The organism is Paratractidigestivibacter sp., from assembly GCF_963660155.1.
GTDB lineage: Bacteria > Actinomycetota > Coriobacteriia > Coriobacteriales > Atopobiaceae > Paratractidigestivibacter.
The window spans coordinates 16284-43181 of record NZ_CAVKWG010000011.1 but is presented as its reverse complement, the minus strand read 5'-3'; the positions used below and the strand labels follow the sequence as shown (position 1 = coordinate 43181).

General features: G+C 64.2%; 22 protein-coding genes and 1 other RNA gene. 20 read left to right on the top strand and 3 right to left on the bottom strand.

Annotation, left to right across the window (positions count from 1 at the left end; genetic code table 11):
• Window positions 1–204 precede the first annotated feature (204 nt).
• The 10 genes from U5709_RS01475 to U5709_RS01430 all read left to right on the top strand — a co-directional run bounded on the left by U5709_RS01475 (window position 205) and on the right by U5709_RS01430 (window position 10355).
• Window positions 205–828: a hypothetical protein gene (locus tag U5709_RS01475; protein ID WP_321971366.1), complete on the top strand. Its 624-nt coding sequence runs from the start codon at window positions 205–207 to the stop codon at window positions 826–828.
• Window positions 829–921: 93 nt separating this feature from the next.
• Window positions 922–1914, top strand: coding sequence for a class B sortase (locus U5709_RS01470; RefSeq protein ID WP_321971367.1), 993 nt, complete (start codon window positions 922–924; stop codon window positions 1912–1914).
• Window positions 1915–2221: 307 nt separating this feature from the next.
• Complete coding sequence (locus tag U5709_RS01465) at window positions 2222–3319, top strand: LCP family protein (protein WP_321972606.1); 1098 nt, start codon at window positions 2222–2224, stop codon at window positions 3317–3319.
• Window positions 3320–3461: 142 nt separating this feature from the next.
• Window positions 3462–4124: a YveK family protein gene (locus tag U5709_RS01460; protein WP_321972605.1), complete on the top strand. Its 663-nt coding sequence runs from the start codon at window positions 3462–3464 to the stop codon at window positions 4122–4124.
• Window position 4125: 1 nt separating this feature from the next.
• Window positions 4126–5115, top strand: coding sequence for a CpsD/CapB family tyrosine-protein kinase (locus tag U5709_RS01455; protein WP_321972604.1), 990 nt, complete (start codon window positions 4126–4128; stop codon window positions 5113–5115).
• Between the two features lie 29 nt (window positions 5116–5144).
• The gene (locus tag U5709_RS01450) at window positions 5145–5810 is read left to right on the top strand and encodes a tyrosine-protein phosphatase (RefSeq protein WP_321972603.1); all 666 of its coding nucleotides are present in this window, start codon (window positions 5145–5147) and stop codon (window positions 5808–5810) included.
• A 545-nt stretch (window positions 5811–6355) separates the two neighbouring features.
• Window positions 6356–8206 (top strand): magnesium transporter, encoded by a 1851-nt coding sequence (locus tag U5709_RS01445; protein WP_321972602.1) that lies wholly within the window; start codon window positions 6356–6358, stop codon window positions 8204–8206.
• Window positions 8207–8279: 73 nt separating this feature from the next.
• Entirely contained in the window at window positions 8280–9458 is a 1179-nt protein-coding gene (locus U5709_RS01440) for an Nramp family divalent metal transporter (RefSeq protein WP_321972609.1), read from the top strand.
• Between the two features lie 58 nt (window positions 9459–9516).
• An RNA gene (ffs, locus tag U5709_RS01435) (signal recognition particle sRNA small type) lies at window positions 9517–9610 on the top strand.
• Between the two features lie 97 nt (window positions 9611–9707).
• A complete protein-coding gene (locus U5709_RS01430) occupies window positions 9708–10355 on the top strand; it encodes a VTT domain-containing protein (RefSeq protein WP_321971373.1) in 648 nt (215 codons plus the stop codon).
• 245 nt (window positions 10356–10600) lie between these two features.
• On the opposite strand, the gene U5709_RS01425 is transcribed toward U5709_RS01430, so the two are convergent.
• Window positions 10601–11752 carry a hypothetical protein gene (locus U5709_RS01425; RefSeq protein ID WP_321972601.1) on the bottom strand — a complete coding sequence of 384 codons (1152 nt, stop codon included), beginning with the start codon at window positions 11750–11752 and terminating at the stop codon, window positions 10601–10603.
• A gap of 224 nt (window positions 11753–11976) precedes the next feature.
• Here U5709_RS01425 and yfcE point away from each other — a divergent pair, with 224 nt between their 5' ends.
• The 7 genes from yfcE (at window position 11977) to U5709_RS01390 (ending at window position 21861) form a co-directional block, all read left to right on the top strand.
• Window positions 11977–12516, top strand: coding sequence for a phosphodiesterase (gene yfcE / locus U5709_RS01420; protein WP_321971375.1), 540 nt, complete (start codon window positions 11977–11979; stop codon window positions 12514–12516).
• A gap of 227 nt (window positions 12517–12743) precedes the next feature.
• Window positions 12744–14639 (top strand): molecular chaperone DnaK, encoded by a 1896-nt coding sequence (gene dnaK / locus U5709_RS01415; RefSeq protein ID WP_321971376.1) that lies wholly within the window; start codon window positions 12744–12746, stop codon window positions 14637–14639.
• Between the two features lie 126 nt (window positions 14640–14765).
• Entirely contained in the window at window positions 14766–15551 is a 786-nt protein-coding gene (grpE, locus tag U5709_RS01410; RefSeq protein WP_321971377.1) for a nucleotide exchange factor GrpE, read from the top strand.
• Window positions 15552–15614: 63 nt separating this feature from the next.
• Window positions 15615–16547 carry a J domain-containing protein gene (locus tag U5709_RS01405; RefSeq protein WP_321971378.1) on the top strand — a complete coding sequence of 311 codons (933 nt, stop codon included), beginning with the start codon at window positions 15615–15617 and terminating at the stop codon, window positions 16545–16547.
• On the top strand, window positions 16537–16962 hold the full coding sequence (locus U5709_RS01400; protein ID WP_321971379.1) for a heat shock protein transcriptional repressor HspR: 426 nt from the start codon (window positions 16537–16539) through the stop codon (window positions 16960–16962). Before U5709_RS01405 ends, U5709_RS01400 begins: the two co-directional genes overlap by 11 nt.
• A gap of 411 nt (window positions 16963–17373) precedes the next feature.
• On the top strand, window positions 17374–20001 hold the full coding sequence (gene clpB / locus U5709_RS01395; protein WP_321972600.1) for an ATP-dependent chaperone ClpB: 2628 nt from the start codon (window positions 17374–17376) through the stop codon (window positions 19999–20001).
• Window positions 20002–20160: 159 nt separating this feature from the next.
• Window positions 20161–21861, top strand: coding sequence for a PASTA domain-containing protein (locus U5709_RS01390; protein WP_321972599.1), 1701 nt, complete (start codon window positions 20161–20163; stop codon window positions 21859–21861).
• A 269-nt stretch (window positions 21862–22130) separates the two neighbouring features.
• On the opposite strand, the gene U5709_RS01385 is transcribed toward U5709_RS01390, so the two are convergent.
• On the bottom strand, window positions 22131–22574 hold the full coding sequence (locus tag U5709_RS01385) for a hypothetical protein (RefSeq protein WP_321972598.1): 444 nt from the start codon (window positions 22572–22574) through the stop codon (window positions 22131–22133).
• A gap of 348 nt (window positions 22575–22922) precedes the next feature.
• Here U5709_RS01385 and U5709_RS01380 point away from each other — a divergent pair, with 348 nt between their 5' ends.
• Complete coding sequence (locus tag U5709_RS01380) at window positions 22923–23354, top strand: Hsp20/alpha crystallin family protein (protein ID WP_321971383.1); 432 nt, start codon at window positions 22923–22925, stop codon at window positions 23352–23354.
• A 321-nt stretch (window positions 23355–23675) separates the two neighbouring features.
• Here the strand turns inward: U5709_RS01380 and U5709_RS01375 are convergent, their stop codons facing one another.
• A complete protein-coding gene (locus tag U5709_RS01375) occupies window positions 23676–24482 on the bottom strand; it encodes an MBL fold metallo-hydrolase (RefSeq protein ID WP_321972597.1) in 807 nt (268 codons plus the stop codon).
• Window positions 24483–24611: 129 nt separating this feature from the next.
• On the opposite strand from U5709_RS01375, the gene tilS reads away from it, so the two are divergent.
• The gene (gene tilS / locus U5709_RS01370; protein WP_321972596.1) at window positions 24612–26117 is read left to right on the top strand and encodes a tRNA lysidine(34) synthetase TilS; all 1506 of its coding nucleotides are present in this window, start codon (window positions 24612–24614) and stop codon (window positions 26115–26117) included.
• Window positions 26118–26285: 168 nt separating this feature from the next.
• Window positions 26286–26834 (top strand): hypoxanthine phosphoribosyltransferase, encoded by a 549-nt coding sequence (hpt, locus tag U5709_RS01365; RefSeq protein WP_321971386.1) that lies wholly within the window; start codon window positions 26286–26288, stop codon window positions 26832–26834.
• The last annotated feature ends 64 nt before the right edge of the window (window positions 26835–26898 follow it).

The following is a 26898-nucleotide window of genomic DNA, read 5'->3' as shown; positions in this document are numbered from 1 at the left end:
CGAGAAACCGAGCCGGCTGGCAAGGGGACCGCAGCCAGGGCAAGCGAGCCTCCGTTTCTAAAAATAGTCCAAATGGTGAAAAACCAAAATTTGTACCCCCCCCGTATCGTGAAATTGCGCTATAGTATCCTAAGGTTATAGCTAGTTGCCTGTCTTGGGTGACTAAGCTGGGGCTTTAAAAGAAACCAAGAAAGGAATTAAGTCATGATCAAGAAGAAGCTCATCGCACTGGCTACGGCTCTTGCCGTCGTCGCTGCCCCCGTCAGCGCCTTCGCTGCTCCCAGCCCTAACACTACCTCCGGCAATGCCACCTCCACTTTTGGTTCCGTTAGCGTTGAGGTTTCCGTTAGCGCTAACGGCGGTGGCTCTATCGCGGTTGACGCTGCCGACCCCTCCACTACCGTCGCCTCCAACGTGCCTGACGGCGTCAAGGCCATCGCAAGTTTCGTCATCAGTGCGAATGGCACCACTGGTCCCTACACCTTTACTTACACCCTTGGTTCTGGGTATGCCAACGCCAAACTCGCCGTCTACATCCAGCACGAGGATAACAGCACCGAGACCGTGACGAAGGACGCCGATGCAAGCGGCACCATTACCTTCACCCAGGACAAGCTCAGCATCCACACCATTGCTCTCGCCCCGTCCACTTCCGCCACTGAGGATACTTCCGCGGTTGCCGGCTCGGCCTCTTCCGCCACTAAGGACACTTCCGCGCGCTCCCCTCAGACCGGCGTGAACACCACCGCCATTGCCGGCGTCTCTGCTGCCGCTGTTGTGGCTGCTGCCGCTGTGATCGTCTCCCTTCGCAAGAAGGTCAACGAGTAGGGCTATCTTTGCCTCTCGATCACTCTTTTGAGTAAACAGAGCGGGAGCCGCCTTAAGGGCGCTCCCGCTCATCATGTTGTGGAGGGAATCTGAATGGCTTCTCACTTTGCGTCTGACCCGCAGTGGAACGACGGTAAGCAGGGCGGCGCGGAATCCGCTTCGAAGGCCGACCCGGTCGCGGAGCCGACGACCGATGCGACTTATGTGAAAGGGGCTGCGGGAAACGACGCTTTTGAGCGGCTCGGGGATGATGCTTCTGATACCGTGCCCTCGTTGACGGACCCGGCGCCGTGCGCTACCCCCGAGCCGCCGGCAAAGAAGAAGCGCATCTGGCCGCTCGTCGTGCTGCTCGTCGTGCTCCTGGGCATCGCGACGGCGGGAATTACGTTCCTTGTGCATTACAGCGCCAAGGAGAACGAGGCGGTGGCGGTGTCGACGACCGAGGAGAAGCCCGTCACCCCACAGGAGATCTCCGTGGATGATAGCGCCCAGGTCGTCGAGAATCCCGTCGACTTCGCAACTCTCAAGTCCGAGAATTCCGACATCTTTGCGTGGCTTTACATGCCGGGCTGCGACATCAACACACCAATTTTCCAAAGCCTTACCGACGACCTCTTCTATCTCTGGCGTAACAAAGACAAGGAAGAGGACCTTATCGGGGTGCCCTTTATCCAACTCTGTAACTCAACCGACCTCAACGACCCTGTCACCGTGGTCTACGGCCACAGGAACAAGGGAATCTTCGAGGCGCTGCTGCAGTACCAGGACAGCGACTTCTTTGACGCCAACCTCGAGTTTTACGTGTATACCCCCGGCCATATCTACACGTACACTGTTGTCTCCGCATATATCTACGACACGCGCCACATCATGAATTCGTTCGACTTCTCCAAGCAGAGCGTAGTTGACGAGTACTTCAGCTTCGTTCAGGACCCAGACTCTATCGCGCGGAACGTGAACGCCAACGTCTCGCTCTCGTCGGACTCCAAGCTTCTTCAGCTTTCTACGTGCTCCACGACGCATACGGAGAGTGACGGGCGGTTTATCGTCTCGGCCGTCCGTTCTTCCGACCAGCCGACGAACTAATATTGAGAAGGATCGGGCGTAGATTCCCCAGGCGTTGATCCCATAAGGAGGGTTTGTGAACGATAGCGAAAACGTGGGCATGCACTTCAGGGCTGCGGGTGATGTCTCTCCGATCGATGCCCCTGTTTCTGTTTCGGGCGAGGGCGCTGCAGCCCATGGTCGGGCTACGGATCAGTCGCAAGCCCAAGCCGCGACTCAGCCGCGGCGGACGGCGACCGCGATGCCGGTTTCGGCTCGGCCCCGTCCCGCAGCTTCGTTTAACGAATCCGCCTCGCCATCCCGGGCCGAGGCCCGTGCCGCAGCTTCCGTGGGCAACGCCGAAGAGGAGGAGTGGCCGGAGCTTCCGGAGGTCCACAAGCACTATATGGGCAGGGACGGCCACCGCGCCGACGGCAGGCGCCGCAAGAAAAAGAAGAAGAGCCCAGCCCGCACTGTGCTCACGGTGCTTTGTGTGGTTCTCGCCGTGCTTATCGTGGGTGCCGGCGCTGCCTTCGCCTGGTGGCGCCACTCCGTCGACCAGGGCGAGAAGGCCATGACCGAGGAAGTCGTCAAGCAGGCCTCCACCGAGGACGGCGTCATCGACTACAACGGCAAGAAGTACCGCCTCAACGAGAACGTCGTCACTGTCTGCTTTATCGGCTACGATGATACGGGCGAGGAGAACACACTTAAGGGCGGCCAGTCCGACGCCATCATGGTTCTGGCCTTCGATACCTCCACGGGCAAGGTCAAGGTCATCAGTGTCCCCCGCGACTCGATGGTCACCGTTGACGTCTACGCCGGCGAGTCCTACGGCGGCCAGGTCACCGAGCAGCTTTGCCTTCAGTACTCTTACGGCGACGCGGCGAACCGCAGCTCCGAGCTCACCGCCAACGCGGTCTCCCGCCTCTTCTACAATGTGCCGATCAGCTACTACTACACGCTTAACATCCGCGGGGTCTCCGCGCTCAACGACTCTATTGGCGGCGTGACGCTCACCGCCCTGCAGACACTTCCCAACTCGAACATCGTCGAGGGCCAGCAGATCATGCTGTTGGGCAAGGACGCGCGCACATACGTACAGTACCGCGACACCCAGAGCACCATCTATACTTCCCTCGACCGCCAGGAGCGCCAGAAGCAGTATGTAAAGGCTTTCGTGTCCGAGGTGCTCGAGATCGCGAAGACCGATCCCGGCAAGCTTATTGACCTCTACAACGAGGCTTCTGAGTTCACGTATACGAACCTCGGTTTGAGCGAGTACACCTATCTCGTGGATACGGTGCTCGCAAACGGTATTTCTGAATTCGAGATCACCTCGCTGGACGGCGAGATGCAGCAGGGCGATATCTTCGCGGAGTTTTACCTTGACAAGGACGCGCTGCGCCAGGAGATCATCGACACGTTCTATACCGAGGTTCAGTAGGCACATGCGGGCTCGCGGGCGACGCGCTGTGTACTTTAGGGGATTGCTCGCTAAGGAGTCGGCCGGACCCCCCCCGATACGCTAGAATCAAATATACTGTGTGCAACCAGAGAGTAGAAGCAGAAAGGGAACGAAAAGCCGCATGACACTCCTAGAACTCATTGAACTTTTGAAGAAGCGGCTGGGACTCGTGATCGCCCTGCCGCTTATCTTCGCCCTGGCCATGGGCGCCTACAGCTTCCTGCTGATGAAGAACACCTATACGGCGAGCACGAGCATGTACGTCCTCGTCAAGGGCGGCAGCGAAAGCTCCTCGACGCTCGCCTCGGACCTCTCCGCCTCGCAGATGGTCACGAACGACGTGGCCAATCTGCTCAGCTCCGATCGTGTCACCAACGAGGCCGCTGCGGAGCTCGGGCTCTCTAGTCTCAAAGATTATAAAGTGAGCGTCACCTCTGAGACCACCTCCCGCGTGGTTACGCTGGAGGTTACGTCCACGGACGCCGATGGCGCTGCTCGCGTGGCCAACTCTATCGCAGACAATGTCTCCGCCATCGCGCAGCAGGTCATGAATATCCAGTCCGTCAACGTCATTGACCAAGCGCAGACTCCCACCCAGCCGAGCGGCCCCAACCGCGTGCTTTACGTGGCGGTCGCGTTTTTGGCCGGCCTTTTCGTGGCCGTGGCGCTCGTCGTCCTCGCGGACATGCTCAACACCAAGATCAGGAGCCAGGAGGAGCTCGAGGAGCTTCTGGGCGTCCCTGTCATCGGCCGCATCCCCGTCTCTTCAGGAAGGCGTAACTAACGTGTTTGCTAGCAACAAGAGCCAAAAGATGGGTAAGGGCGACCGCGTTTATCTCCAGAACTCGGTGAAGACCCTCGTGGCGAACATCCGCTTCGCCTCGGTTGACAACCCTGTGCACACGCTTGTCGTCACCTCTGCGGTGCCCAATGAGGGCAAGACCGCGATTTCTGTCGCGCTCGGTCAGGCGATTGCCGCCGGTGGCAAGGACGTAATCATCGTCGATTGCGACCTGCGCCGCCGGTCCATCGCCAACGAGATGGGTATCCACACGCAGCACGGCCTCTATGCCGTTCTTGCCAACCAGGTGACCCTGGAGGAGGCCGTCGTCGAGACCGACACCCCGGGCCTTCACTTCCTTGACGTCGAGCCTCACATTCCCAACCCGGTCGACATCCTCGCCTCCAAGCGCTTCGGCAAACTTGTGGCGCGCCTGCGCAGGGAGTATGCGTTCGTGATCATCGACACGCCGCCCGTGTCCGCCTTCGTCGATGCTGCCATTATCTCGCAGGTCGCGGACGCGACCCTGCTCGTCGTGCGTCAGGGCTTTACCAAGCGGGCCGACATTCTGGCTGCCTACGACCAGCTCAAGAAGGCCGATGCGAACGTGATCGGCACCGTAATGAACTTCTGCGACTCCGAGCGCAGCGAGTACTACTACAACTACTACAACAAGGACGGTAAGCGGGTCCGGCGCAGCGGCGGGTCCGACAGCTCTTCCCCTGCCCCAAAGCTTCCCGACGTGCCTCTTTCCCAGGGTGTGCATACGGCTACCGATGACGTCGCCGATTCCATGGCCAGCGCGGAGGATATTGCGGCCGCGCCTGCCGCCCTCGACGCTGATGCCACGAATGCGGGGACCTCTGCTGTTCAGCAGGGCTCGGTTCCCGGCCCGAAGTCGCTCCCGAACATCAACTTCGATGGCGCCGCGGACAGCACGATGGCGTTTCTTGCCCAGTCGGGGTACAAGCCAAAGACCTCGTTCGACGACTAGCTCGGTCCTGAGCTGAGCGGATTTGTTGTATGCGCGACCTGCACTGCCACATACTGCCCGGCGTCGACGACGGCGCGGCCGACCTTGAGATGAGCCTTCGGATGCTCGAGGCCGCCCGCGCCGTCGGCGTGACCTCTATGGTCTGCACGCCGCACGCACGCAGCCCCTACTTCGATTACGAGAAGATGGTGGCTGCCTTCGGCGTGTTCCGCGACGCTGCCGCCGAGCACGCGCCCGAGGTCCACGTGTCCATGGGTTTTGAGGTCGCTTACCGTAAGCTCGTGCAGCTCGGCGTTGAAGACTGGGCGCCCTACCTGCGCTTTGCCGAGACGCCCGAGTTCCTGCTCGAGCTCGATACCCATTGCGACGCCGCTGACTTCCGCGAGTACGAGCGCACCATCTATACCTTGCAGGGCATGGGCTACACCGTGATCATCGCCCACCCCGAGCGCTATCGTGCCATCCAGAAGGACATCCAGATCGCGCGCGACCTCGTGCGCATGGGGTGTAAGCTGCAGGCATCTGCCGACTTTATCGCCGGCGGTCGCTTCGGGCGCGAGAAGAGGCCTGCCCGCAAGATGTTCGCTGAGGGGCTCTACACCTACATCGCGAGTGACGCCCACAGTCCTGAGCACTATGGCTACCTGGCCCGCGCCTGCCGCGACTACGCCGTGCACAGCCGTCACTTCAAGTAGTCAAGCCGTTAAGGGCGGCACTGCTGTCATGGTCGGCTTGTCGCCAGCTTGTCTTCAGCTTGGAAACCTTAAAATTCTTACGGGATTATCTAGATTTCCAAACCGCTGCGGGGAGAGAATCCCTCTCCTCAAACTAGGTTCACATATAGACGGAGGCCCTGCGGAGCCTTAGCTCCGGGGCCTCCACTTTGGCAGCTGCCAAGCATTGGATCGCTTTACAGCGCGGGGGCACGTGCCTTGCGTTTGTGCTGCGTTGCAACCGTGCCGCCGCTCCCTGCACATCCATAGCATCCCCTCCCGCGGTGTTCGCTATACAGATTCGCGCGTCCTCGCGGGTCTTACATAAACCTTTTGTTAGGCCTGATGCGCCCATACGCATGTCGTGTACAATAACGATTTGATTTGACCAAGTCCAAAGAGAAGGGTCCGCATGAAACCTCGACCTGCTAGTCGATGACCTGCGGCGTGCTCGATCGCGCGCCGTCAAGGCGTGAAGTCCGCAACCGCGCGGCCAAGCACGGCCACGCCAGCGCAAAGGAGCACGAATGATCTACCTGTCCCAGCTCATGGGCAACCCGGTCTATGCCGCCGACGGCGAGAAGATCGGTACCGTTTCCGACCTCGGTATCGCTACGGGCGAGGTCTTTCCCCGCGTCACCGCGCTGGCCTTCAAGGGCCCTGGCCGCACCCCCTTCATGATCAGCTGGCGCAAGTACGTCGACAGCTACGACGAGAGCGAGATCCGCCTCAAGGTAAACTCGACCGACATCCGCTTCTCTTACCTGCAGCCGGACGAGGTCCTCATCGCGCGCGACATCCTGAACAAGCAGATTGTGGACACCCGCGGCATGCGCGTCGTCCGCGTGAACGACCTCAAGCTCTCCGACACCAACTCTACGCAGCTGCGCCTGCTTGGCGCCGAGGTGGGCGCCCGCGGCATCCTGCGCTCGCTGCACCCCGCCCTCGAGCGCGGCGTTATGCGCGTGGCCCGCGCCCTCGGCAAGCAGATTCCCGAGCGCATCATCGCCTGGTCCTACATGGACCTCGTTGAACGCGACCTCTCCAACGTCAAGCTGAGCGTCTCTCACAAGACCCTCGACGACATGCACCCCGCCGACATCGCCGACATCATCGAGCGTCTCGACCCACGCCTGCGCGGGCAGGTCTTCGCGCAGCTCGACGACGAGCAGCGAGCCGGCGCCATGGCCGAGTTCGACGACGACGCGATGGCCGCCGAGCTCATGGGCAACATGAACGAGACCGACGCCTCGCGCATGTTGTCCGAGATGGACCCGGACGACGCCGCCGAGCTCGTTTCCGAGCTGGACTACGACAAGGCCGAGAAGCTCCTGCGCCTCATGGGCGTCCAAGAGCAGCGTGCCGTCCGCCAGCTGCTGGGCTACCGCGAGGACACCGCGGGCCGCATCATGACCTCCGAGTTCGCCTCGATGCCCGAGGAGGGCACCACCGTGGCCGATGCGGTCCAGATGCTGCGTGGTCTCGACGAGGACTTTGAGGCCGTGCGCTACGTCTACCTCATCGACGAGGACAACAAACTCTCCGGCGTCGTCACGCTCAACCAGCTCATCGTGTCAGAGCCCGAGACGCGCCTCAAGGACGTCTGCACCGAAGAACTCATCACCGCGAGCCCGGAGGACGACCAGGAGGACGTGGCCGAGAACATCGCCAAGTACAACCTGCTGGCCATGCCGGTCGTGGCCGACGACGGCCACATGCTGGGCATCGTAACCGTCGACGACGCGCTTGACGTCCTGGAGGAGGAGCATGCCGAGGACCTGCAGATCGCCGGCGGCGCCCCGTCCGACGACGACTCCTCGCACGGCGGCGACCTCGTGTGGATGCTGCGCCGCAACGCGTGGTTCTTCCTGTGGTTCGCAGGTGTGGTGGTGCTCGCCGCCCTGGCCCCGCGCGTGCTCGGCGAGAACAGCCTCATGATGTTTCTGACCTGCGCCGCATTGCCCGCAGCGCTCGTGCTCTCGGACGACGCGCTGAGCTACGTGGCCAACTTCTTCCTGCAAAACGACCCCAATGATGATGGCTCGCCGTCCGCCTTCGGCTTCGCGGTAAAGAGCATCGGTCTCGGCATCGTGCTGGCGGGTGTCGTGTTCCTCGCGAGCCTCGCGCTGCGCAGCGTTCGCTTTGCCGAGCCGTTGCACGCCTACATGCCCGGGCTTGCGCTGGGCCTCGCCGCCGCGTCGGTCGCCGTGCTGCTCACGTTTGTGGCCTGTCCTATCTACCTGGCCATTCTTCGCACGCGCGAAGAGAAGAACCTGGATACCTCGGGCTTCACGATGTCATTGACCGCCATGGTGGTCGCGCTCGCCGTGTTCGTCGCGGCGGTGGCGCTGCTGGCCCCGGCAATGCTGGGGGCGTAGCGTGGTGGGCGAGAAGCAAGTGACGAAGCGCAAGCTCGACCCCAAGCGCGTGCTCGCCGCCCTCGGCCCCGGCATGGTCGCGGCTCTCGCCGGCGCGGACGCCGGCGGCGTAGCCACCTACTCCAGCGCCGGCGCCTCCTTCGGCTTCGGCCAGCTCTGGACCGTCCCCGTCATGTGCGTACTTCTCATCGTCGCGCAAGAAACCGCAGCTCGCATGGGGTGCGTGACGGGCAAAGGCTTCGCGTCGCTCATTCGCGAACAGTTCGGCGTGCGCCTCTCGACGCTCGCCATGCTGGCGCTGCTCGTGTCCAACACGACCGTCACGCTCTCCGAGTTCGCGGGCATCGCGTCGGGCCTCGCGCTTTTCGGCGTGCCCGCCCTGGTCAGTGTGCCCGTCGCCGCGCTCGCCATCTGGCTTCTCACCATGAGCGGCTCTTACCACCGCATCGAGAAGATCCTGCTGGCCATCAGCTGTGTTTTTGTCACGTACGTGGTCGCCGGCGTCATGGTCGGGCCCGACTGGGGCGACGCGCTCAACGCCACTGTGATCCCGCGCTTCTCGACCGACCCGACGTACTTCTCGGTCCTCGTGGCAAACATCGGCACCACCATCGCGCCGTGGATGATCTTCCTCGCGCAGTCCAACGTCGTCGAGAAAAACGCGCGCGCCGAGGACCTGCCCTACCAGCGCATCGATACCGTCACCGGCTCCGTTGTGGCGAGCATCATCAGCTGGTTCATCATCCTTACCACGGGCGCGGTGCTGTTTCCGGCGGGCATTGCGGTCTCCAGCGCCGAGGACGCGGCGCTCGCGCTGCAGCCGCTCGTCGGCGATTACGCCACGCTGCTGTTCGGCGCGGGCCTCGTCGGCGCGTCGTTCCTCGCCGCGTGCGTGCTGCCCGGCATCACGTCGAGCGCCATCTGCGAGGCCTTCGGCTGGGAGCGCGGCAGCGACCGCAACTGGCAAGAAGCGCCTGTGTACCGCGGCATCATCACCGCCGTCATCTTCGTGTCGGCCGTTATCGTGGTGATCCCGAACGTCGACCTCTTTGGCATCATGATGCTCGCGCAGGTCATCAACGGTGTGCTGCTGCCGGTGCTGCTCGTCTTCATGGTGCTTATCGCCAGCGACCGGCACGTGATGGGGGAGAACCGCAACTCGCGCGCGTGGAATGCGTTGACGTGGTTTACCATCGTCGCGGTCGTGATCCTGACGATTGTTATGTTCGTTCTGCAGGCTGTGGGGGTTTAGCGGCACGGTCGCCGCCATCGCGGGCCCGCGCATGGTACAGTTTGTGGCAGAGCGCGTTCGATGGGTGCGGGTGACGCCACACCTCGAACCTGGTCAGGGCCGGGAGGCAGCAGCCATAAGGGGCCTCTGGCGGGCACCCGTTCCCATCGAGCGCACTTGCGCACTTGATCAACCCCGTGACGTTTGCCGCGGGGTTGTGTTGTGTCCAGGCGTGTTTTTGACCCGCGACCAAAAAGGAGTTCTCGACCCATGGGCTTTGTCAACTTCATCGCTGAGCTGCTTAAAGACCCGCGCACGGCCATTGCGGGCTGGATCGCCGCCGGCCCCGTGATGGCGTACGGCTGCGTGTTCCTCATCATCTTCATCGAGACCGGCGTCGTGTTCTTCCCGTTTTTGCCGGGCGACTCGCTGTTGTTTGCGTCGGGCTTCTTTGCGGCGGACGGCGGGTTCAACATCGTGGCGCTGCTTGCCGTGGCGTGGGTCGCGGCCATCCTGGGCGACCAGTGCAACTTCATGATTGGCCACTTCTTTGGGCGCAAGATCATCGATTCCGGCAAGGTCAAGGCCATGACGCCCGAGCGCATGGCCAAGTCCGAGGCGTTTCTCGACAAGTGGGGCCACCTGGCCATCTTCCTGGGGCGCTTCTTCCCGTTCATCCGCACCTTCGTGCCGTTCATTGCCGGCATGGGCGGCATGAAGTGGCACAGCTTCGTGCTGTTCAACGTGCTCGGCGGCATCACGTGGTCCACGGTGTTCACGCTGCTCGGCTACTTCTTCGGCGGGATCCCGTTCGTGCAGGAGCACTTTGAGCTGCTCATCGTCGGCATCGTGCTGGTCAGCATCATCCCGACCGTCGCCGGCCTCATCAAGGCCCGCCTCGCCAAAAAGCAGGCGTAAATTCGCGCCCGGGCGTCGAACGCGGTCGCAGCCGCTATCCGCGCCCGCTTCACTCGCTTAAAAACGGCCCCTCCGGGGCCGATTTTCTTGCCGCGCAATTCAAACTCCGGCTTTTCGCACATTAAACCTGGAATTCTTCGGTGTATCCGATCTAATACCTGCAGCTTTAGGCTGAATCCACCCTTAGATACCGAACGAATCCAGATTTAAACTGCGAAAAGTCAGAGGTAAGCTTCGTGCCGGCCTTAAACGTCGGGAAGCCTAAGCCAGTCGACCTTTAAAACCTCTTTCCATAGGCGATTCGCCGCCGCCTGGGACGTCTTGGTCTTGGCGGGCTGTTTGCGCCCAAGCTTGGAGGTGATAATTCGGACGATTGCGTCGAATTGCCGCGGTGAAGACAGCTGCTCATAGGTAATCGGGAGCACTTCGATGCCCATGAGCTCCAGCGCAGTCTCTCGTGCAAAATCGGACAACTGACTGTCTCGCTCCGCATGCCATGTGATGCTGTGGCATTCGACGTCCAGCCCCTCGTCCCAGTACAAGTCACATGAGCAGCTTCCCCGTTTGGAGAGAAGCGCCGCATCAGGGGTAAGCCAGACTTTATGGTTGAATTTGAAGCCGTCGAGGCCCGCACCGCCGCGTCGTGCCGACAAGCCGAGCAAGATGCCCGCCTGCACCTCAAACGGCGATGCGGCGTCCGGCGTCACAAGGTCAGCGACTAGGGAAAGACGCGCCCTCCCGCGAGACGAGTCGCTTGTCTCCGCCAGGTGCTTCAGATCGCTCGGTGTCGTAAGTGGAGGTCGCTTCCACAGGTCGGTGAGCTTTCCGCTGCCGCTGAGACAAGGCTCCCATCCTCCGATTTTGGGTAAGACTCCCCTGTTGCAGAGACGTTGAATCACGCCCGCGATCTCGGCGGGCGGGCGGAACACAGAGAACCCGCCGCAGAGCTCGCTTGCCAGAAGGAGCGTTCTCTCGAGGCTCGCGCGTGCCGCGAGCTGCTGCAACGTAAACTCTGGCGATGTGACGCCGAACAGCTCGGTGGCCTCACGCGTTCCGCCGACAGGCGCCCCTGCGCTCCAGACCTTGGGTTCAACGAGGCTTGACCTTCGAACGTCGCGGTTGTCTTTACTTAGCAAATCAAAGGGCCCATCTCCGCAAAGGCTCAAAAGGGGGACGGCATCCAGCATTGTTCGATAGAGCTCTCCAGCGTTGCCGCAATGAGGCTTGGCGAACTTCTCGCAGGCCCTAAGTGCTCGGGCGGACAGCAGCTCAAGGTCATTGCCGCTCAAAACCTTGGCCAAGCGGATATCGGCCTCCGGCGCTGCCGCCAGAAGCTGCGCTATGGGAGGGATTCTCCAATAGCGGAAGGCTGTTGAATCGCAGATGAGCACGTCCATAGCCCAACTATAGAGACAACTCTGACATTTCGCATAATAAAAAGCTGCTGAGCGGAGTAAACGGCTCGACAAACGCTGTATTTGGCCTGATAAATCACATTGCGAGACGCCCTGTACTCTGTATTTCACAATTTAAAGTGCGATAAGTCAGAGGTGTTTATTCGAAGGCCCGTCGCGGTACGATTGGAGCGCCAAAAAATCGCCCGAATCGCAGGGGAGAAGCCATGAAACTCGTCATCGCATCCGACATCCACGGCGCGGCCGACTGGTGCGCCAAGCTCATGGGCGCCGTGGAGGACGAGCAGCCCGACCGCGTCGTGCTCCTCGGCGACATGCTCTACCACGGCCCGCGCAACGACCTGCCCGCCGACTACGCGCCTAAGCGAGTGATCGAAATGCTCAACGGTATCGCCGATCGCATCATCGCCGTGCGAGGCAACTGCGAGGCCGAGGTCGACCAGATGGTCCTCGACTTCCCCTGCATGGCCGATCACGACATTCTGCTCGACGGCGGCCGCTCGTTTTTCCTCACGCACGGTCACATCTACGGCCCCGGCCTGCACAATAGCGTCGACAAATGGCCGACCCTGCCCGCCGGCTCCGCCCTCGTCTACGGCCACACCCACAAGAAGGTCCTGCAGCAGGTCGATGGTCACTCCGACATCACCGTGTTCAACCCTGGCTCGGTCGGCATCCCCAAGGACGGCACCCACAGCTTCGGCATCTACGAGGACGGCCGTTTCGAGCACCGGATCCTCGAGTAGGGGGCCGCGCACAATCCGCGACCTGCCAAGAAGCGCCGGGCGTTCACAACCCGCCCGGCGCTTCTTCCCAGCTCAGGCCCTAAATCGCGACCAGCAAAAAATCTAATGTGAAGAGACTTAGATTATGTATAGAATCAATACGCAACGGGCATAAACTCAACCGTACAACGCAGATAAAGGCGCGCGGCCCGAAGGAAAGCCGACGCGCAAACAGAAAGGATCGCACAATGGGCAAGATTCTGGGCATCGACCTTGGCACCACCAACTCCGCCATGGCCGTTCTCGAGGGTGGTCAGCCGACCATCATCGTCAACGCCGAGGGCGAGCGCACCACACCGTCCGTAATCGGCTTCCGCGCCGACGGCGACCGCATCGTCGGCAAGGCGGCCAAGAACCAGGCCGTCACCAACCCGACCAATACCGTTTTCTCCATCAAGCGTTTCATGGGCCGCAAGTACTCCGAGGTTGCCTCCGAGCTCAAGACCGTCCCGTACAAGGTCAAGGAGGGCCAGGGCGGCCGCGCCGTCGTCGAGATCGACGGCCAGGACTACACCCCCGAGCAGATCTCCGCGATGACCCTCTCCAAGATGAAGGCCGACGCCGAGAAGTACCTCGGCGAGCCCGTCACCGACGCCGTCATCACCGTCCCGGCCTACTTCAACGACGCCCAGCGCCAGGCCACCAAGGACGCCGGCAAGATCGCCGGCCTCAACGTCCAGCGCATCGTCAACGAGCCGACCGCCGCGGCCCTCGCCTACGGCCTCGACAAGAAGGACATCGACCAGAAGGTCCTCGTCTTCGACCTCGGCGGCGGCACCTTCGACGTCTCGCTGCTCGACCTCGCCGACGGCGTCGTTGAGGTTCTTGCCACCAACGGCGACAACCACCTGGGCGGCGACGACTGGGACCAGCGCGTCATCGACTGGATGGCCGAGAAGTTCCAGTCCGACAACGGCATCGACCTTCGCAAGGACCCCATGGCCCTGCAGCGCCTGAAGGAGGCCGCCGAGAACGCCAAGAAGGAGCTCTCGAGCGCCCAGCAGACCCAGATCAACCTGCCCTTCATCACTGCCGACGCCTCCGGCCCCAAGCACCTCGACTACACCCTGACCCGCGCTGAGTTCGAGAAGATCACCCGCGACCTGCTCGACCGCTGCAAGACCCCGGTGACCAAGGCCCTCCAGGACGCCGGCCTGCAGATCTCGCAGGTCAACGAGGTCATTCTCGTCGGCGGCTCTACCCGCATGCCCGCTGTCCAGGACCTCGTCAAGTCGATGACCGGCAAGCAGCCCAACATGTCCGTCAACCCGGACGAGGTCGTCGCCGACGGCGCGGCCGTCCAGGGCGGCGTCCTCACCGGCGACGTCTCCGGCATCCTGCTGCTCGACGTCACCCCGCTGTCCCTCGGCGTCGAGACCATGGGCGGCGTCATGACCAAGATGATCGACCGCAACACCACCATCCCGACCTCTAAGACCGAGGTCTACTCCACCGCCGCCGACAACCAGACCTCCGTCGAGATCAACGTCCTGCAGGGCGAGCGCAACATGGCCGCCGACAACAAGTCGCTCGGCAAGTTCCAGCTCACCGGCATCCCGGCCGCCCGCCGCGGCGTCCCGCAGATCGAGGTCACCTTCGACATCGACGCCAACGGCATCGTGAAGGTCACCGCCAAGGACAAGGCCACCGGCAAGTCCCAGCAGATCACCATCTCCGGCTCCACCGCCCTTTCGGACGACGAGGTCGATCGCATGGTCAAGGACGCCGAGGCCCACGCCGAGGAGGACAAGAAGCAGAAGGACGAGATCGAGGTCCGCAACCAGACCGACTCGCTGTGCTACGGCGCCGAGCAGACCCTGAAGGACCTCGGCGACAAGGTTCCCGCCGACCAGAAGACCGAGGTCGAGGCCGCCATCGCCGACGCCAAGAAGGCGCTGGAGGGCACCGACATCGACGCCATCAAGGCCGCCGGCGAGAAACTCACCGAGGCTTCCCAGAAGCTCGCGCAGATTGTCTACTCCACGACCGACGAGGCTTCCGCCGCTCAGCCGGGCGCCGGCGCGGCCGCTGGCTCCGATGACGTGGTCGACGCCGACTACGAGGTCGTCGACGACAACGAATAAGCCGCCCGCGGCGCACGCCGCACGCAGGTTAGCGCGGCGCGGAATTTAAACGCGCCGCAGGTAGACGACGTATGGGAGGCGGCCCAAACCGGCCGCCTCCTTTTCGATTCAAGTGAGGAGGGTGACGTGAAGGTGCCTATCGACTCTGAGGAGACCATGGACGAGGCGGCCGAGAACGCCGCCGAGACCGTAGAGGGCACGGCCGCCGAGGCCGCAGCCGAGCCCGTGATCGAGGACGCCGAGGTGCTCGACCCCGAGGAGGAGCGCGCCCGCGTCGAGGAGGCCATTCGCCGCGGCGAGGAGGCCGCCGAGAAGGAGCTCGCCGCCGATGCGGGCAAGCTCCGCGAGGAGCGCGACGACCTGGCCAAGCAGCTGGCCGGCGTCCAGGACCAGATCGATGCCGCGCAGGTCAAGGCCAACGAGGCCAACGAGCGCTATATGCGCCTGCAGGCCGACTGGGACAACTTCCGCCGCCGCACCGCCGCCGAGCGCCTGGCCGAGAAGGAGCGCGCCGCCGAGAAGCTTGTCGTCTCGCTGCTCCCCGTGCTTGACGACATGGAGCGCGCCATCGAGCACGCCGGCGACACCGAGAACAACGAGCAGCTCAAGCAGTTCGTCGACGGCATCGGCGCCGTGCACCAGAAGATGCTGGGGGCGCTGCAGAAGGAGGGCGTCGAGGTCATCGACCCCGCCGGCGAGCCGTTCGAGCCTCTTGCCCACCAAGCCGTGGGCCGCGTCGAGGACGCCGAGGCTTACGACGAGACCGTGGCCCAGGTGTATCAGAAGGGCTACAAGATGGGCGACAAGGTCATCCGCAACGCGATGGTCACGGTAACCTTCGGCGGGCCGAAGCGCCCGGCGCCCGAGCCGGCCGACGCGGACGCGGCGCCCGAGGGCGACGGCAACAACTAACGGATTCTCCGCGCCCGGGCATCCGTGCCCGGGCGGTTTTTTAGAGAGGGGGCTCGTGCAGCCATGGCAGACAGAAACTACTACGACATCCTGGGCGTCAAGCGCGACGCCACCGACGACGATATCAAGAAGGCCTTCCGCAGGTTGGCCGCCAAGTACCACCCGGATGCGGGCGGCGACGAGGCCAAGTTCAAGGAGGTCAGCGAGGCGTACACCACGCTTTCCGACAAGCAGAAGCGCAAGGAGTATGACCAACTCTTGATGTTCGGCGGCATACCGGGCGCCGGCGGCTACGGCGGTTATTCCACCAACGTCGGTGGCAACTGGCAAGACATCTTCAGCGGCATGGGCGGCGGAGCCGCGGGCGAGGGCTTCGGCGGGTTCGACTTCTCGTCGATCTTCGGCGGCGGCCGCGCGAACCGTCCGGCCAAGGGCACCGACCTCACCATCTCCATCGATGTCACGTTCGACGAGGCCTTTAGCGGCGGCACGCGCAAGGTGAGCTACCGCGTCCCGTCCACCGGCGCCGAGCAGGGCCTTACGGTAAAGATCCCAGCGGGCGCCATCGACGGCGGCAAGCTGCGCTATCGCGGCCGCGGCGAGGCCGGCGTCAACGGCGGCCCGGCCGGCGACCTGGTCATCACCACGCACGTGGCCGAGCACCCGCTCTTTAAGCGCGACGGCGCCGACGTGACCATGGACCTGCCGCTCTCCATCTACGAGGCGGCGCTGGGCGCCACGGTCGACGTCCCCACGCCCTCCGGCAAGACGGTGCGTCTCAAGGTCCCCGCCGGCACACAGTCTGGCAAGAAGTTCCGATTCAAGGACCTGGGCGCCCCCAACGTTAAGCGCAAGGGCGTGACCGGCGCGCTCTACGTAACGGTGCAGGTCCAGGTCCCGACACTTCTTTCCGACAAGGAGCGCAAGGCGCTCGAGGCGCTGCGTGATGCCGACGAGCGCGGCTATCGCGAGGAGGTCGAGCGCTATGGCGCGTAACAACGCGGACGGGCGCAACAAGCCGCTCTACATGATTAGCGTGGCGGCCGAGCTCACCGGCATGCACCCGCAGACCCTGCGCGTCTACGAGCAGAAAGGCCTGGTCAATCCGGGCCGTTCTCGCGGCAATACGCGCCTGTACTCGCAGGCCGACATCGACCGGCTGAACCTTATCTCCAAGCTTACCGACGAGGGCATCAACCTGGCCGGCGTCGTGCGCATCATCGACATGCGCGAGCGCGAGCTCGAGCTGCAAGACGAGGTCGAGCAGCTCCGCGAGAAGGTCCGAAAGATGGAGGACGAGCTTCGCGAGTATCGCGTGCAGGAGCGCATCACGTCGCTGACACGCTATGAGAGCGCGAATCCCGAACAGGTCATGCGCAAGCTACTGGGAGGCGGCACAAGCGGCGAATAGGCGCTTTGCGCGATGTGTCGCCGCCGGTTGTGCAAGGTTTGGCCGCTCGTGTGACGTAAAACGAAATCGCTGCAAGGTTTGGCCGCTCGTGCGACCTAAAACGAAATCGCTGCAAGGTTTTGCCGCTCGTGCGACGTGATTTGGCCCTCAACCCCCGGTTTGCCTTTGACAAACCGGGGGTTTTGCTATTCTAGACGCCCTTTTGGCCCTCTTTTACGTCGCACGAGCGGCAAAACCTTGCAACGGTATGTCCCCAACGTCGCACGAGCGGCTAAACCTTGCAATTTCGGCGCAGCGCTGTGATGCAGCTTTGCAGAATCTAATATATAGACACTTAGATTATGTATAGCGTCCACCATCACAGGGAAGACTGTAGGCGATAAATACGAGAGCCCAGAAAGGGTGAGCACTATGCGATTTGAAAAATGGGCCGTTACGGCACAAGAGGCGCTCCAGGCCGCAATCGGCATCGCCACGGACGCCAACGCAGGACAGGTGGAGCCCATCCACCTGCTCAAGGCCCTCTTGAGTTCCGGCGAGCACAACCTTTCCGCTATCATCGAGCGCGTCGGCGCCGACCCGAAGTCCATTGAGGCGCAGGTAGATGATGTAATCGCTCGCCAGCCGCGCGTGTCCGGCTCCAACTCGCAGCTCGGCTGCGGCGACGCCCTCGTGCGCGTGGCCAATGCCGCCGAGAAGCTCGCGTCCAAGCTGGGCGACGCCTACGTGACGACCGAGCACCTGCTCTGCGCCCTCGCCGACGACAAGACCGACGCTGGCAGCATCCTCAAGTCCGCCGGCGTCACTGGCAAGCGCGTCGAGTCCGCCTACGCCGACCTGCGCGGCGACAACCGCGTGACCAGCCAAGACGCGAAGGCAGAGCTCGAGGCCCTCTCCAAGTACGGCCGCAACGTCTGCGATCTCGCGCGCCAGGGCAAGCTCGATCCCGTCATCGGCCGCACCGAGGAGATCCGCCGTACCATCCAGGTCCTCAGCCGCCGCACTAAGAACAACCCGGTGCTCATCGGCGAGCCGGGCGTCGGCAAGACCGCCATCGTCGAGGGGCTGGCACAGCGCATCGTCAACGGCGACGTGCCCTCCACCCTTCGCGACAAGGACCTCGTCGAGCTCGACATGTCCGCGCTGGTCGCGGGCGCAAAGTACCGCGGCGAGTTCGAGGAGCGCCTCAAGTCCGTGCTCAAGGAGGTCGAGAAGGCCGACGGCCGCATCATCCTCTTTATCGACGAGCTCCACACCATCGTGGGCGCGGGCGCGACCGAGGGCTCCATGGACGCCGGCAACATCCTGAAGCCGGCCCTCGCCCGCGGTGAGCTGCACGCCATTGGCGCGACCACCCTCGACGAGTACCGCAAGTACATCGAGAAGGACCAGGCGCTGGCCCGCCGCTTCCAGACCGTTATGGTGGGGGAGCCCACGGTTGAGGACACCATCAGCATCCTGCGCGGCCTCAAGGATCGCTATGAGCAGCACCACCGCGTGCGCATCACCGATGCGGCGCTGGTCTCCGCGGCCGATCTCTCCAACCGCTACATCTCCGACCGCTTCCTGCCCGACAAGGCCATCGACCTGGTGGACGAGGCCGCGAGCCGCCTGCGTATGGAGCTTGACTCGATGCCCTCCGACATCGACGCCGTCGATCGCCAGCTCACCCAGATGCAGATTGAGGAGCAGGCGCTTCTTAAGGAAGAGGACGCCGCCAGCAAGGAGCGCCTCGAGACCCTGCGCGCGGAGATCGCCGTTACCCGCGAGAAACTCGACGGCATGAAGGCCGACTGGCAAAACGAGAAGGGCGCCATCGATCGTGTCCAGGACCTCAAGGGGCAGATCGAGGACGCGAAGACCGAGATGGAGCGCGCCACCCGCGAGGGCGACCTGGCCCGCGCCTCGGAGCTGCGCTACTCAACGATCCCCTCGCTGCAGGCCGACTACGATGCCGCTGAGCAGGCGCTTATTGCCAAGCAGGAGTCCGGCGGCCTGCTCAAGGAGGAGGTCACGAGCGAGGAGATCGCCGAGGTCGTGTCCGCTTGGACCGGCGTGCCCGTGTCCAAGATGATGCAGGGCGAGATGGACAAGCTGAAGAACCTCGAGGCCGAGCTGCACCGCCGCGTCATCGGCCAGGACGAGGCCGTCAGCGCCGTGGCCGCGGCCGTGCGCCGCAGCCGCGCCGGGCTCTCCGACCCCGACCGCCCGCTCGGCAGCTTCTTCTTCCTCGGGCCCACCGGCGTCGGCAAGACCGAGCTCGCCAAGGCGCTCGCCGAGTGTCTGTTCGACGACGAGCGCTCCCTTGTGCGCATCGACATGTCCGAGTACATGGAGAAGTTCAGCGTGCAGCGCCTCATCGGCGCCCCTCCGGGATACGTGGGCTACGAGGAGGGCGGCCAGCTCACCGAGGCCGTCCGTCGCCACCCGTACAGCGTCATCCTGCTGGACGAGATGGAGAAGGCGCACCCCGACGTCTTCAACGTGCTGCTGCAGGTGCTCGACGACGGTCGCCTGACCGACGGCCAGGGGCGCCAGGTGAGTTTTAAGAACACGATCATCATCATGACGTCAAACGTGGGCAGCCAGTTCATCGCGGGCGCCGAGGCCGCGGGCGATGCCTGCCGGGGCCGCGAGCAGGCCATGGAGGCCCTGCGCGAGCACTTCCGGCCCGAGTTCCTCAACCGCATCGACGACATCGTGGTCTTCCAGCCGCTCGGCCTCGAGGACATCGAGAAGATCGTGGACATTCAGCTCAGGGACGTGCGCGAGCGCCTGGAGCGCGACCGCATCAAGCTCGAGCTCACGCCGGCCGCGGTGCAGTCGCTGGCCATCGACGGCCTCGACCCGGTCTACGGCGCGCGCCCGCTGAAGCGCCTCGTCCAGCGCCAGGTCGTGGACAACATCGCGAACCTGATTATCGCCGGCGAGCTGCGCGAGGGCGACACGGTGAAGGTCGATTGCGGCGACGACCAGCGCCTCTTTGCCGCCCGCGCCGCCGTCGCGGGCGACGCCGTGGAACCCGACGCCGTCGAGTAGCGCGCCCCTGCAGTTTGGGGACAGTCCCCTTTCTGCAGCGGTTTGGGGACAGACTTTCCGGTTGATTGCGCGGCCGGGCCGGCCTTCCGCGTGCGGAGGGGCGGCCCGGCTGCTTTATTATGAGAGGAGCCTAGACGAACCCGCGACCAGGAGGCCGTCATGGATACGCAAGACCCGATAAATAACGCCGATGCCACGCAGCTGATGGGTGCCGCCGACGCCGAGCCCGCTGAGCCCGCCGACGCCACGCAGCTGATGGGCGCCGAGCCCGCTGAGCCCGACTTCGACGTCACCCAGCTCGTCGGCGCCGCCCCCACGACCGTCCTGCCTGTCGACGGCGCCGAGCAGGCCGCCGACGGCATCGACGCCCTCGACGACCCCCTTGCCACCCCCATCGACCTCGAGGGCCTCGCCACGGTCCACACCCCGGTCAGCGTGCAGTCCCCGGTCAAGAGCACAAAGAAGAAGGGACTGCCCGTCTGGGGCGTCGCCCTTATCGTCGTGCTCGTGCTCGGGGCCCTCGGCGGCGCCGGCTGGTACACCTACAAGACCGAGCTCTGGGGCGGTCGCACCGTCCCGCTCGTCGTCGGCCTCGACCAGGCTACCGCGACGACCCAGCTCGACGCCGCCGGCTTCAAGGTGACGGTCGAGCAGACCTTTGCTGATGACGGCATCGGCACCGTCATCTCCTGCTCGCCCGAGCCCGGCTCGCGTGCCGAGGCCTCTGCCGGCGCGACCATCACCGTGGCCGTCGCGCGCACGATTCCGCAGGTCACCGGCCAGCAGATGGACGCAGCGCAGGAAGCGCTCTACGGCATGGGCGCCACGAACATTCGCATCCAGCCTGTGAGCTCCGACTCTGCGAGCGGCACCGTCCTGAGAGTTTCTCCCAGCGAGGGTTCCACCTTCAAGGCCGCCGACGAGGTCGTTCTCTCCGTCGCCACGCCCTACGTCGTGCCCGCCGTCAATGGCCTCGCGGTTGACGCCGCCAAGACCGCTATACAGAAGGCCGGCCTCCAGGCGAAGGTCGAGTACATCAAGTCCGACAAGGCTAGGAACACCGTGGTCGAGTCTAGCCCCGCCGCCGGCACCCAGGCCAAGGAAGGCGACACCGTGACCCTCAAGGTGTCGAGCCCCTTCCCCGATAAGGTCACCTCGCTCATGAGCTACTTCGACTGCACCTCGCAGGAGATCGCCACCTACATGACGCAGGAGAAGTACACGATCACCTACGGCTCGACCTTGACCAACGGCGACGCGCATGCGGTCTACATGGGCACCGACGGCGACACGATCGCCTTCACCGCGTATCCCGAGTCGCCGACCGCCGAGGGCAACGCGCGCGACGACGTGCTCGCCAACGGCGCGCCCGTCGGCGGCGTCTGCTACACCTTCTCGTCGACAAACGTGGTCGTCGGCTCCGAGTACGAGACGACCGACGGCGTCCGCGCCGTTATGGATGAGTGCGGCTTAAGCGGCTATACGAGCAGCTGCACCGCCGCTGACCTCGAGGAACTCGGCTTCAAGGCCGAGGACCGTAGCTTTATTTGCGGCTACGGGCAGATGTCGGACTACTACTGGGCGGTCATCATCGGCAGCGCCGAGGACATCCATGAGGTGAGCGCGATGGTCGTCCCCAAGAGCCACTTCACCTCGATAGACCTGACGCCGTACGGCGGCAGCATCGAGAAGTACATCGCCTATGTATACCTTTACGACGATTCGTCGGTGCTCAAGGCGGGGTTCCCGGCGACCGACACGCCGACCACGGAGCAGAAGGAGGGGGAGTCGAGTGAGCAACAGCCCCAGTCCGGCGACAACTCCGGCAGCCAGTCTGGCGACAAGATCGAGCAGCAGTAGCGCCGAGACCCGCGCGGCCGAGGAAGAGCGCCGCGAGTTTTTGCGCGCCGAGAACGAAGACGACGACGGGTACGATCCGTATTCCGACCGCCGCCCGGTGCCCGAGCCGCTCTTCGAGCGCGACCCCTGGAACTAGCGCGGATGACCCGGCGCCGAGCGCGTCGCGCCCGCCGGCGCCGCCCCTTCGCAACAAATTAGCGCCGCCGCCGAAAACCGATTCGGCGGCGGCGCTTTTCTTGCTGTCTGAGTTGCGCTTAGCTCGTGGCGTCTCAGTTAATCTGTATGTAACTCGACATAAAGCGGAAGGCGAGCGCCAATATGGCGACCACGACCACAATCGCGAGGAAGGCCTTGATGCGCGCGACGCGCTCGTGTTTGACGAAGATGTCGCGGCGGCCCTTGGGGATCTCGAGGTACTGGCCGTAGTGGAGGTCGCGGCGGAGCTTCTGCGCGTCCGCGCGGGAGCGGCGATACGAGTCGCCGCTCATCAGCGAGCCGCGGTTGGTGTAGCCGGAGTCGTGCGTGGTGTTCGCGGAGGTGATCTCGCCCGCGTCGTCGTAGTCGCTTACGGTACCGACATTGCGGTGGGCCGGGCGCCGGCGCACGTAGGGATAGGGCTGTGCGGCCCTTGCGTCAGCTGCGGGGGCGGCCTCAGACACGGCGTCGATTTCGGGCGCGCTTCGTGCGATGTTGGGTTCGAGCTGGTCGTCCATGTCTGGCTCCAGGTTCGTCTACACAGCAATGTTGAAGATTCTAGCGCAGGCACGCGCCGCGGCTGCCTACAACCGCAATTTGGGGACAGTCCCCTTTTTGCACACGAACCGCTGTTTCAAGTGATTTGCCCAACGACTCGACGACGAGCCCGCAACTACGACTCGCGTGCAAAAAGGGGAATGTCTCCAAATTGCGGTTGTCAAACCTAAGTCGGCCACACTTAGATATGGTGAGTATATGACGCGCAGAAAACCTTCGAATCTCGGTTTAGAAGTTGCGCCTTCGGGCATAACTACCACTGTTCAGACACGGTGCCCCACGGCACTACAACCAAAGGAGTGGTACATATGGCAAGCATGGTTCCTTACGTTTCTCGCGGCCTCCGCAACTGGTCCGACCCGTTCGATTACTTCTTCGGCTCCCCGGTTTCTTCGCTGGCAAAGAGCGCCGAGACCGTCGGCGCGTTCAAGATGAACGTCGAGGACGCCGGCGAGAAGTACGTTGTCACCGCCGAGCTGGCCGGCGTTAAGCGCGAGGACATCGACGTCGAGCTCAACGAGGGTCGCCTCTCCATCTCCGTGGACCACAAGGAGCCCGAGGAGGAGAAGGGCAAGAACTATCTGTACAAGGAGACCGGCGAGTGGAGCGCCACGCGCGGCGTCTACCTGAAGGATGCGGCCACCGCGGGCCTTTCGGCCAAGTTCGAGGGCGGTGTCCTCACCATCAACGTCCCCAAGCAGGTCGAGCAGAACAACGTGACCAAGATCACCATCGACTAGCGGTCCGAAACCGGGGCTGCGCTCTCAAAAATCCGAGCAATCCCACGGCTGGGCAACCGGATTGTGGGATTGCTCGATTTTTTGGGAGCGCGGTCGTCGCGGGGAGCGTTTCGCGCGTCGTCGGGGGTCTCGGCGCCGCTTTTTTGCGCCGCGCGTTCGCAAATCGCGAGCAATACCAAAGACGCGGCGCCGAGCGTTGGTATTGCTCGCGATTTGCGAACATTTTGGCCGGAATGTTCGCAAAAATCGAGCAATACCAATCCGCATGCGCGTGGCGTTGGTATTGCTCGCGATTTGCGAACGGGGCGCGGCTCGGGGCGCCTACCAGACCGTTACCGGCCAGTCCTGGCCGGCGGCGCAGATGCTCAGAAGCCCGTCGGGCGTGCGGGCCTCGCTCCAGGCGTCGTTTACGGCCTCGGCGCCGACCGCCGCCGCGAGCGCGCGGACGCAGACGCTCGGTCGGTTGTTCTCTTGCGAGAGGTGCATGGCCACGACGGTCTCGGTGTCCTCGTCCACGAGGTCGCGAAGCGCCTCGGCGGCCTGCTCGTTGGAAAGGTGGCCGCGCTCGCTCGCGACGCGTTCCTTGAGGTAGGCGGGGTAGGGGCCGCTCGCCAGCATGCGCGGGTCGTGGTTGGACTCGATGGCGAGCACGCGCACGCCGAAGAGCAGCGCCATCGCCTCGTCGGTAAGGACGCCCGAGTCGGTGCAGTAGCCCACGGCGTCGTCGTCGGTCTCGAAGCGAAAGCACATCGGGTCGGCCACGTCGTGGCTCGTGGGGAAGCAGCGCACGCGCATGCCTGCGAGGTCCAGCTCACACGAGTGGTCTACCAGCGTAAACGGCAGCCCGACGAGGTCTTTGCGCGCGCCCACGGTGCCGGCCGTCGCGTACATCGGCCCCGAGAAGCGCCGCGACAGCACGGGCAGGCCCTTGGTGTGGTCGCCGTGCTCGTGCGTGACCAGCACGGCGCGCAGCCGGCCGAGGTCGAGCCCGAGCTCCTCGGCGCGCTCGCGCAGCGCCTTGTGAGATATGCCGCAATCCACGAGCACGAAGCCGTCCGGCCCTTCTACCAGGGTCGCGTTTCCCTTCGAGCCGCTGGCGAGCACGTGGAGATGAATCTGCGGGTACATTCGGGTCCTTTCGGCCGCCGGGGCGCCGCCGCGGGGCGTCGGGTGCGCCAGCGACCCGCGGCCATGCCGCGGCGCAGGCGCGTTGTAAACTGGTTCGGTCAAACAGCGTACTCGATGGGGGAGACAAGAATGCCGAGCGTTTCTCGCCGATATGCCGGCTCGGGCCCGCGCTTCGACCGCCCGAGCGGCCGCGACGACGCCGAGCTCTCGGCGCCGGTCGTGCTCATGGTGTCGGGCGGCGCGGACTCCACGGCGCTGCTCGTTCTTGCCGCGACCTCCGCGCTCGACATCGACGACGGCCGCGGAGAGGCTCGCATCGCCCGCGAGCGGCTGCACGTTCTGCATGTGAATCACCAGCTCAGGGGTATCGATGCCGAGGAGGACGAGGAAGCGGTCCGCGAGCTTTGCGACCGCTATGGCATCCCCTGCACCGTGCGCCGCGTCGACGTGGCCGAGCTCGCCGCGCGAACCGACGGCAACGTCGAGAACGCCGGCCGTGTGGCCCGCTACTCGGCCGCCGTCGAGCTGGCCAACGACCTCTGCGCCGAGGTGGGCTGCCCGCGCTCGGCCGCGCGCATCCTCACCGCGCACACCGCCGACGACCGCGCCGAGACCTTCTTTATGAACGCGATCCGCGGCACCGGCGCCGCCGGGCTCTCGTCCATCCCGCGCCGCCGCAACCGCATCGTGCGCCCGCTGCTCGACCGCACCCACGACGAGCTTTGCGAGCTTCTGCGCATGCGCGGCATCGTCTGGCGAGAGGACGCGACCAACGCCGACACCCGCTACCTGCGCGCCTTTGTTCGCCACGAGGTCCTGCCGGTTGCCAAGAAGCGCAACGAGCGCCTGGCCGCGAGCATCGCGAACACCTGCGACATCCTCTCGGACGAGGACGCCTACCTCACCGCCGTGGCCGCCCGCGCCCGCCGCGACCTCACGCGCCGCGAGGACAAGGGGCTCATCGCGCTCGACGCCGCGCGCCTGGCGGCGACCGAGGTGGCCATCGCCCGTCGCGTCGTGCGCGCGGCGATTCTCTCCGTGTGCCCCGAGGCCCGGCTCGAGGCGCGGCACGTGGCCTCTGTCCTGCGGATCGTTGCTGCGCAGGAGGGTTCGGCGACCATCCCGATGGGCGTCGACGCGCGCGTCGCGCACGGCCTGCTCGTGCTGCGGGCAAGAACCGCCGATGCGGAGGCGCCGGCCGCCTGGTTGGAGGTCCCCGGAAAGCTCGAGCTGCCCGGCGGCTGCGTGCTCGCCGCGCGCCTGCGCCCGGTCGACGCGGCAACCGACGTGTGCGCCCTTGCGCGCGCCCACGGCCTCGAGTGGGCTGGCGAGTCGGTGCTTCTTGACGCCGCTGCCTGCGGAATCGATGCCACGAACGGCGGTCAGCTCTGGGTCGACGGGCCCCGCGCGGGCGATGTCTTGTGCCCGCTCGGCATGCACGGCCAGTCCAAGAAGCTCTCCGACCTGCTCGGCGAGGCGCGCGTCCCCGTGCCCGAGCGCCCGGCCGTGCCGGTGGCCCGCACGGCCCCCTCGGGCGCCATCGTGTGGGTCGCGGGCGTCCGCGCCGACGAGCGTTGCCGCTGCGAGCCCTCCACGCGCCTGCTTTTGGAGCTCCGGATGGAGCAGGCGCGCTAAGCCGGCGAGCGGTCACGTCCCGGCGAACCCGCGCAAAACCGTTTCGCGCTCGTCAAAACTAGCCTCTCTGCGTGCGGCAACGCCTCCGCGGTGTATCCTTATGACCTGTATCGGCGCGCCGCCCAAGGCCCGCGCCACCTGTGCAAACATTCCCAGGAAGGGGAACCCATGGAGGCACTGCACCCGGACGTCTCGGAAGTCGTGCTCAGCGAAGAGGACATCAAGGGCATCATCTCGCGCATGGGCGCCGAGATCACCCGCGACTACAAAGACAAGAACCCGCTGGTAGTCGCCGTGCTCAAGGGCGCCGTCGTCTTTACCGCCGACATCATGCGCGCCATCGAGTGCCCCATCGCTGTCGACTTCATGGCCGTCTCCAGCTATGGCGACGGCGTCAAGAGCTCCGGCGTCGTGCGCATCGTCAAGGACCTCGACACAAAGATTGAGGGCCGCGACGTCCTCATCGTCGAGGACATCCTCGACTCCGGCCTCACCCTCTCGTACCTGATCCGCATGCTCGAGGCCCGCAGCGCCAAGTCCGTTAAGGTCGCCGCGTTCCTGGTCAAGGATGTCGAGGGCAAGAAACCCGCCGTCGAGCCCGAGTACGTGGGCGCGCACGTCCCCGACGAGTTCATCGTCGGCTACGGCCTCGACTTCGCCGAGCGCTACCGCAACCTGCCCTACATCGGCATCCTCAAGCCCGAGGTTTATTCCTAAGAAGTAAGTCCGGCAAGAAGGGCGGCCGCGAGCTGCCCTTCTTGCCTCATGTGTTTTAGCAAGG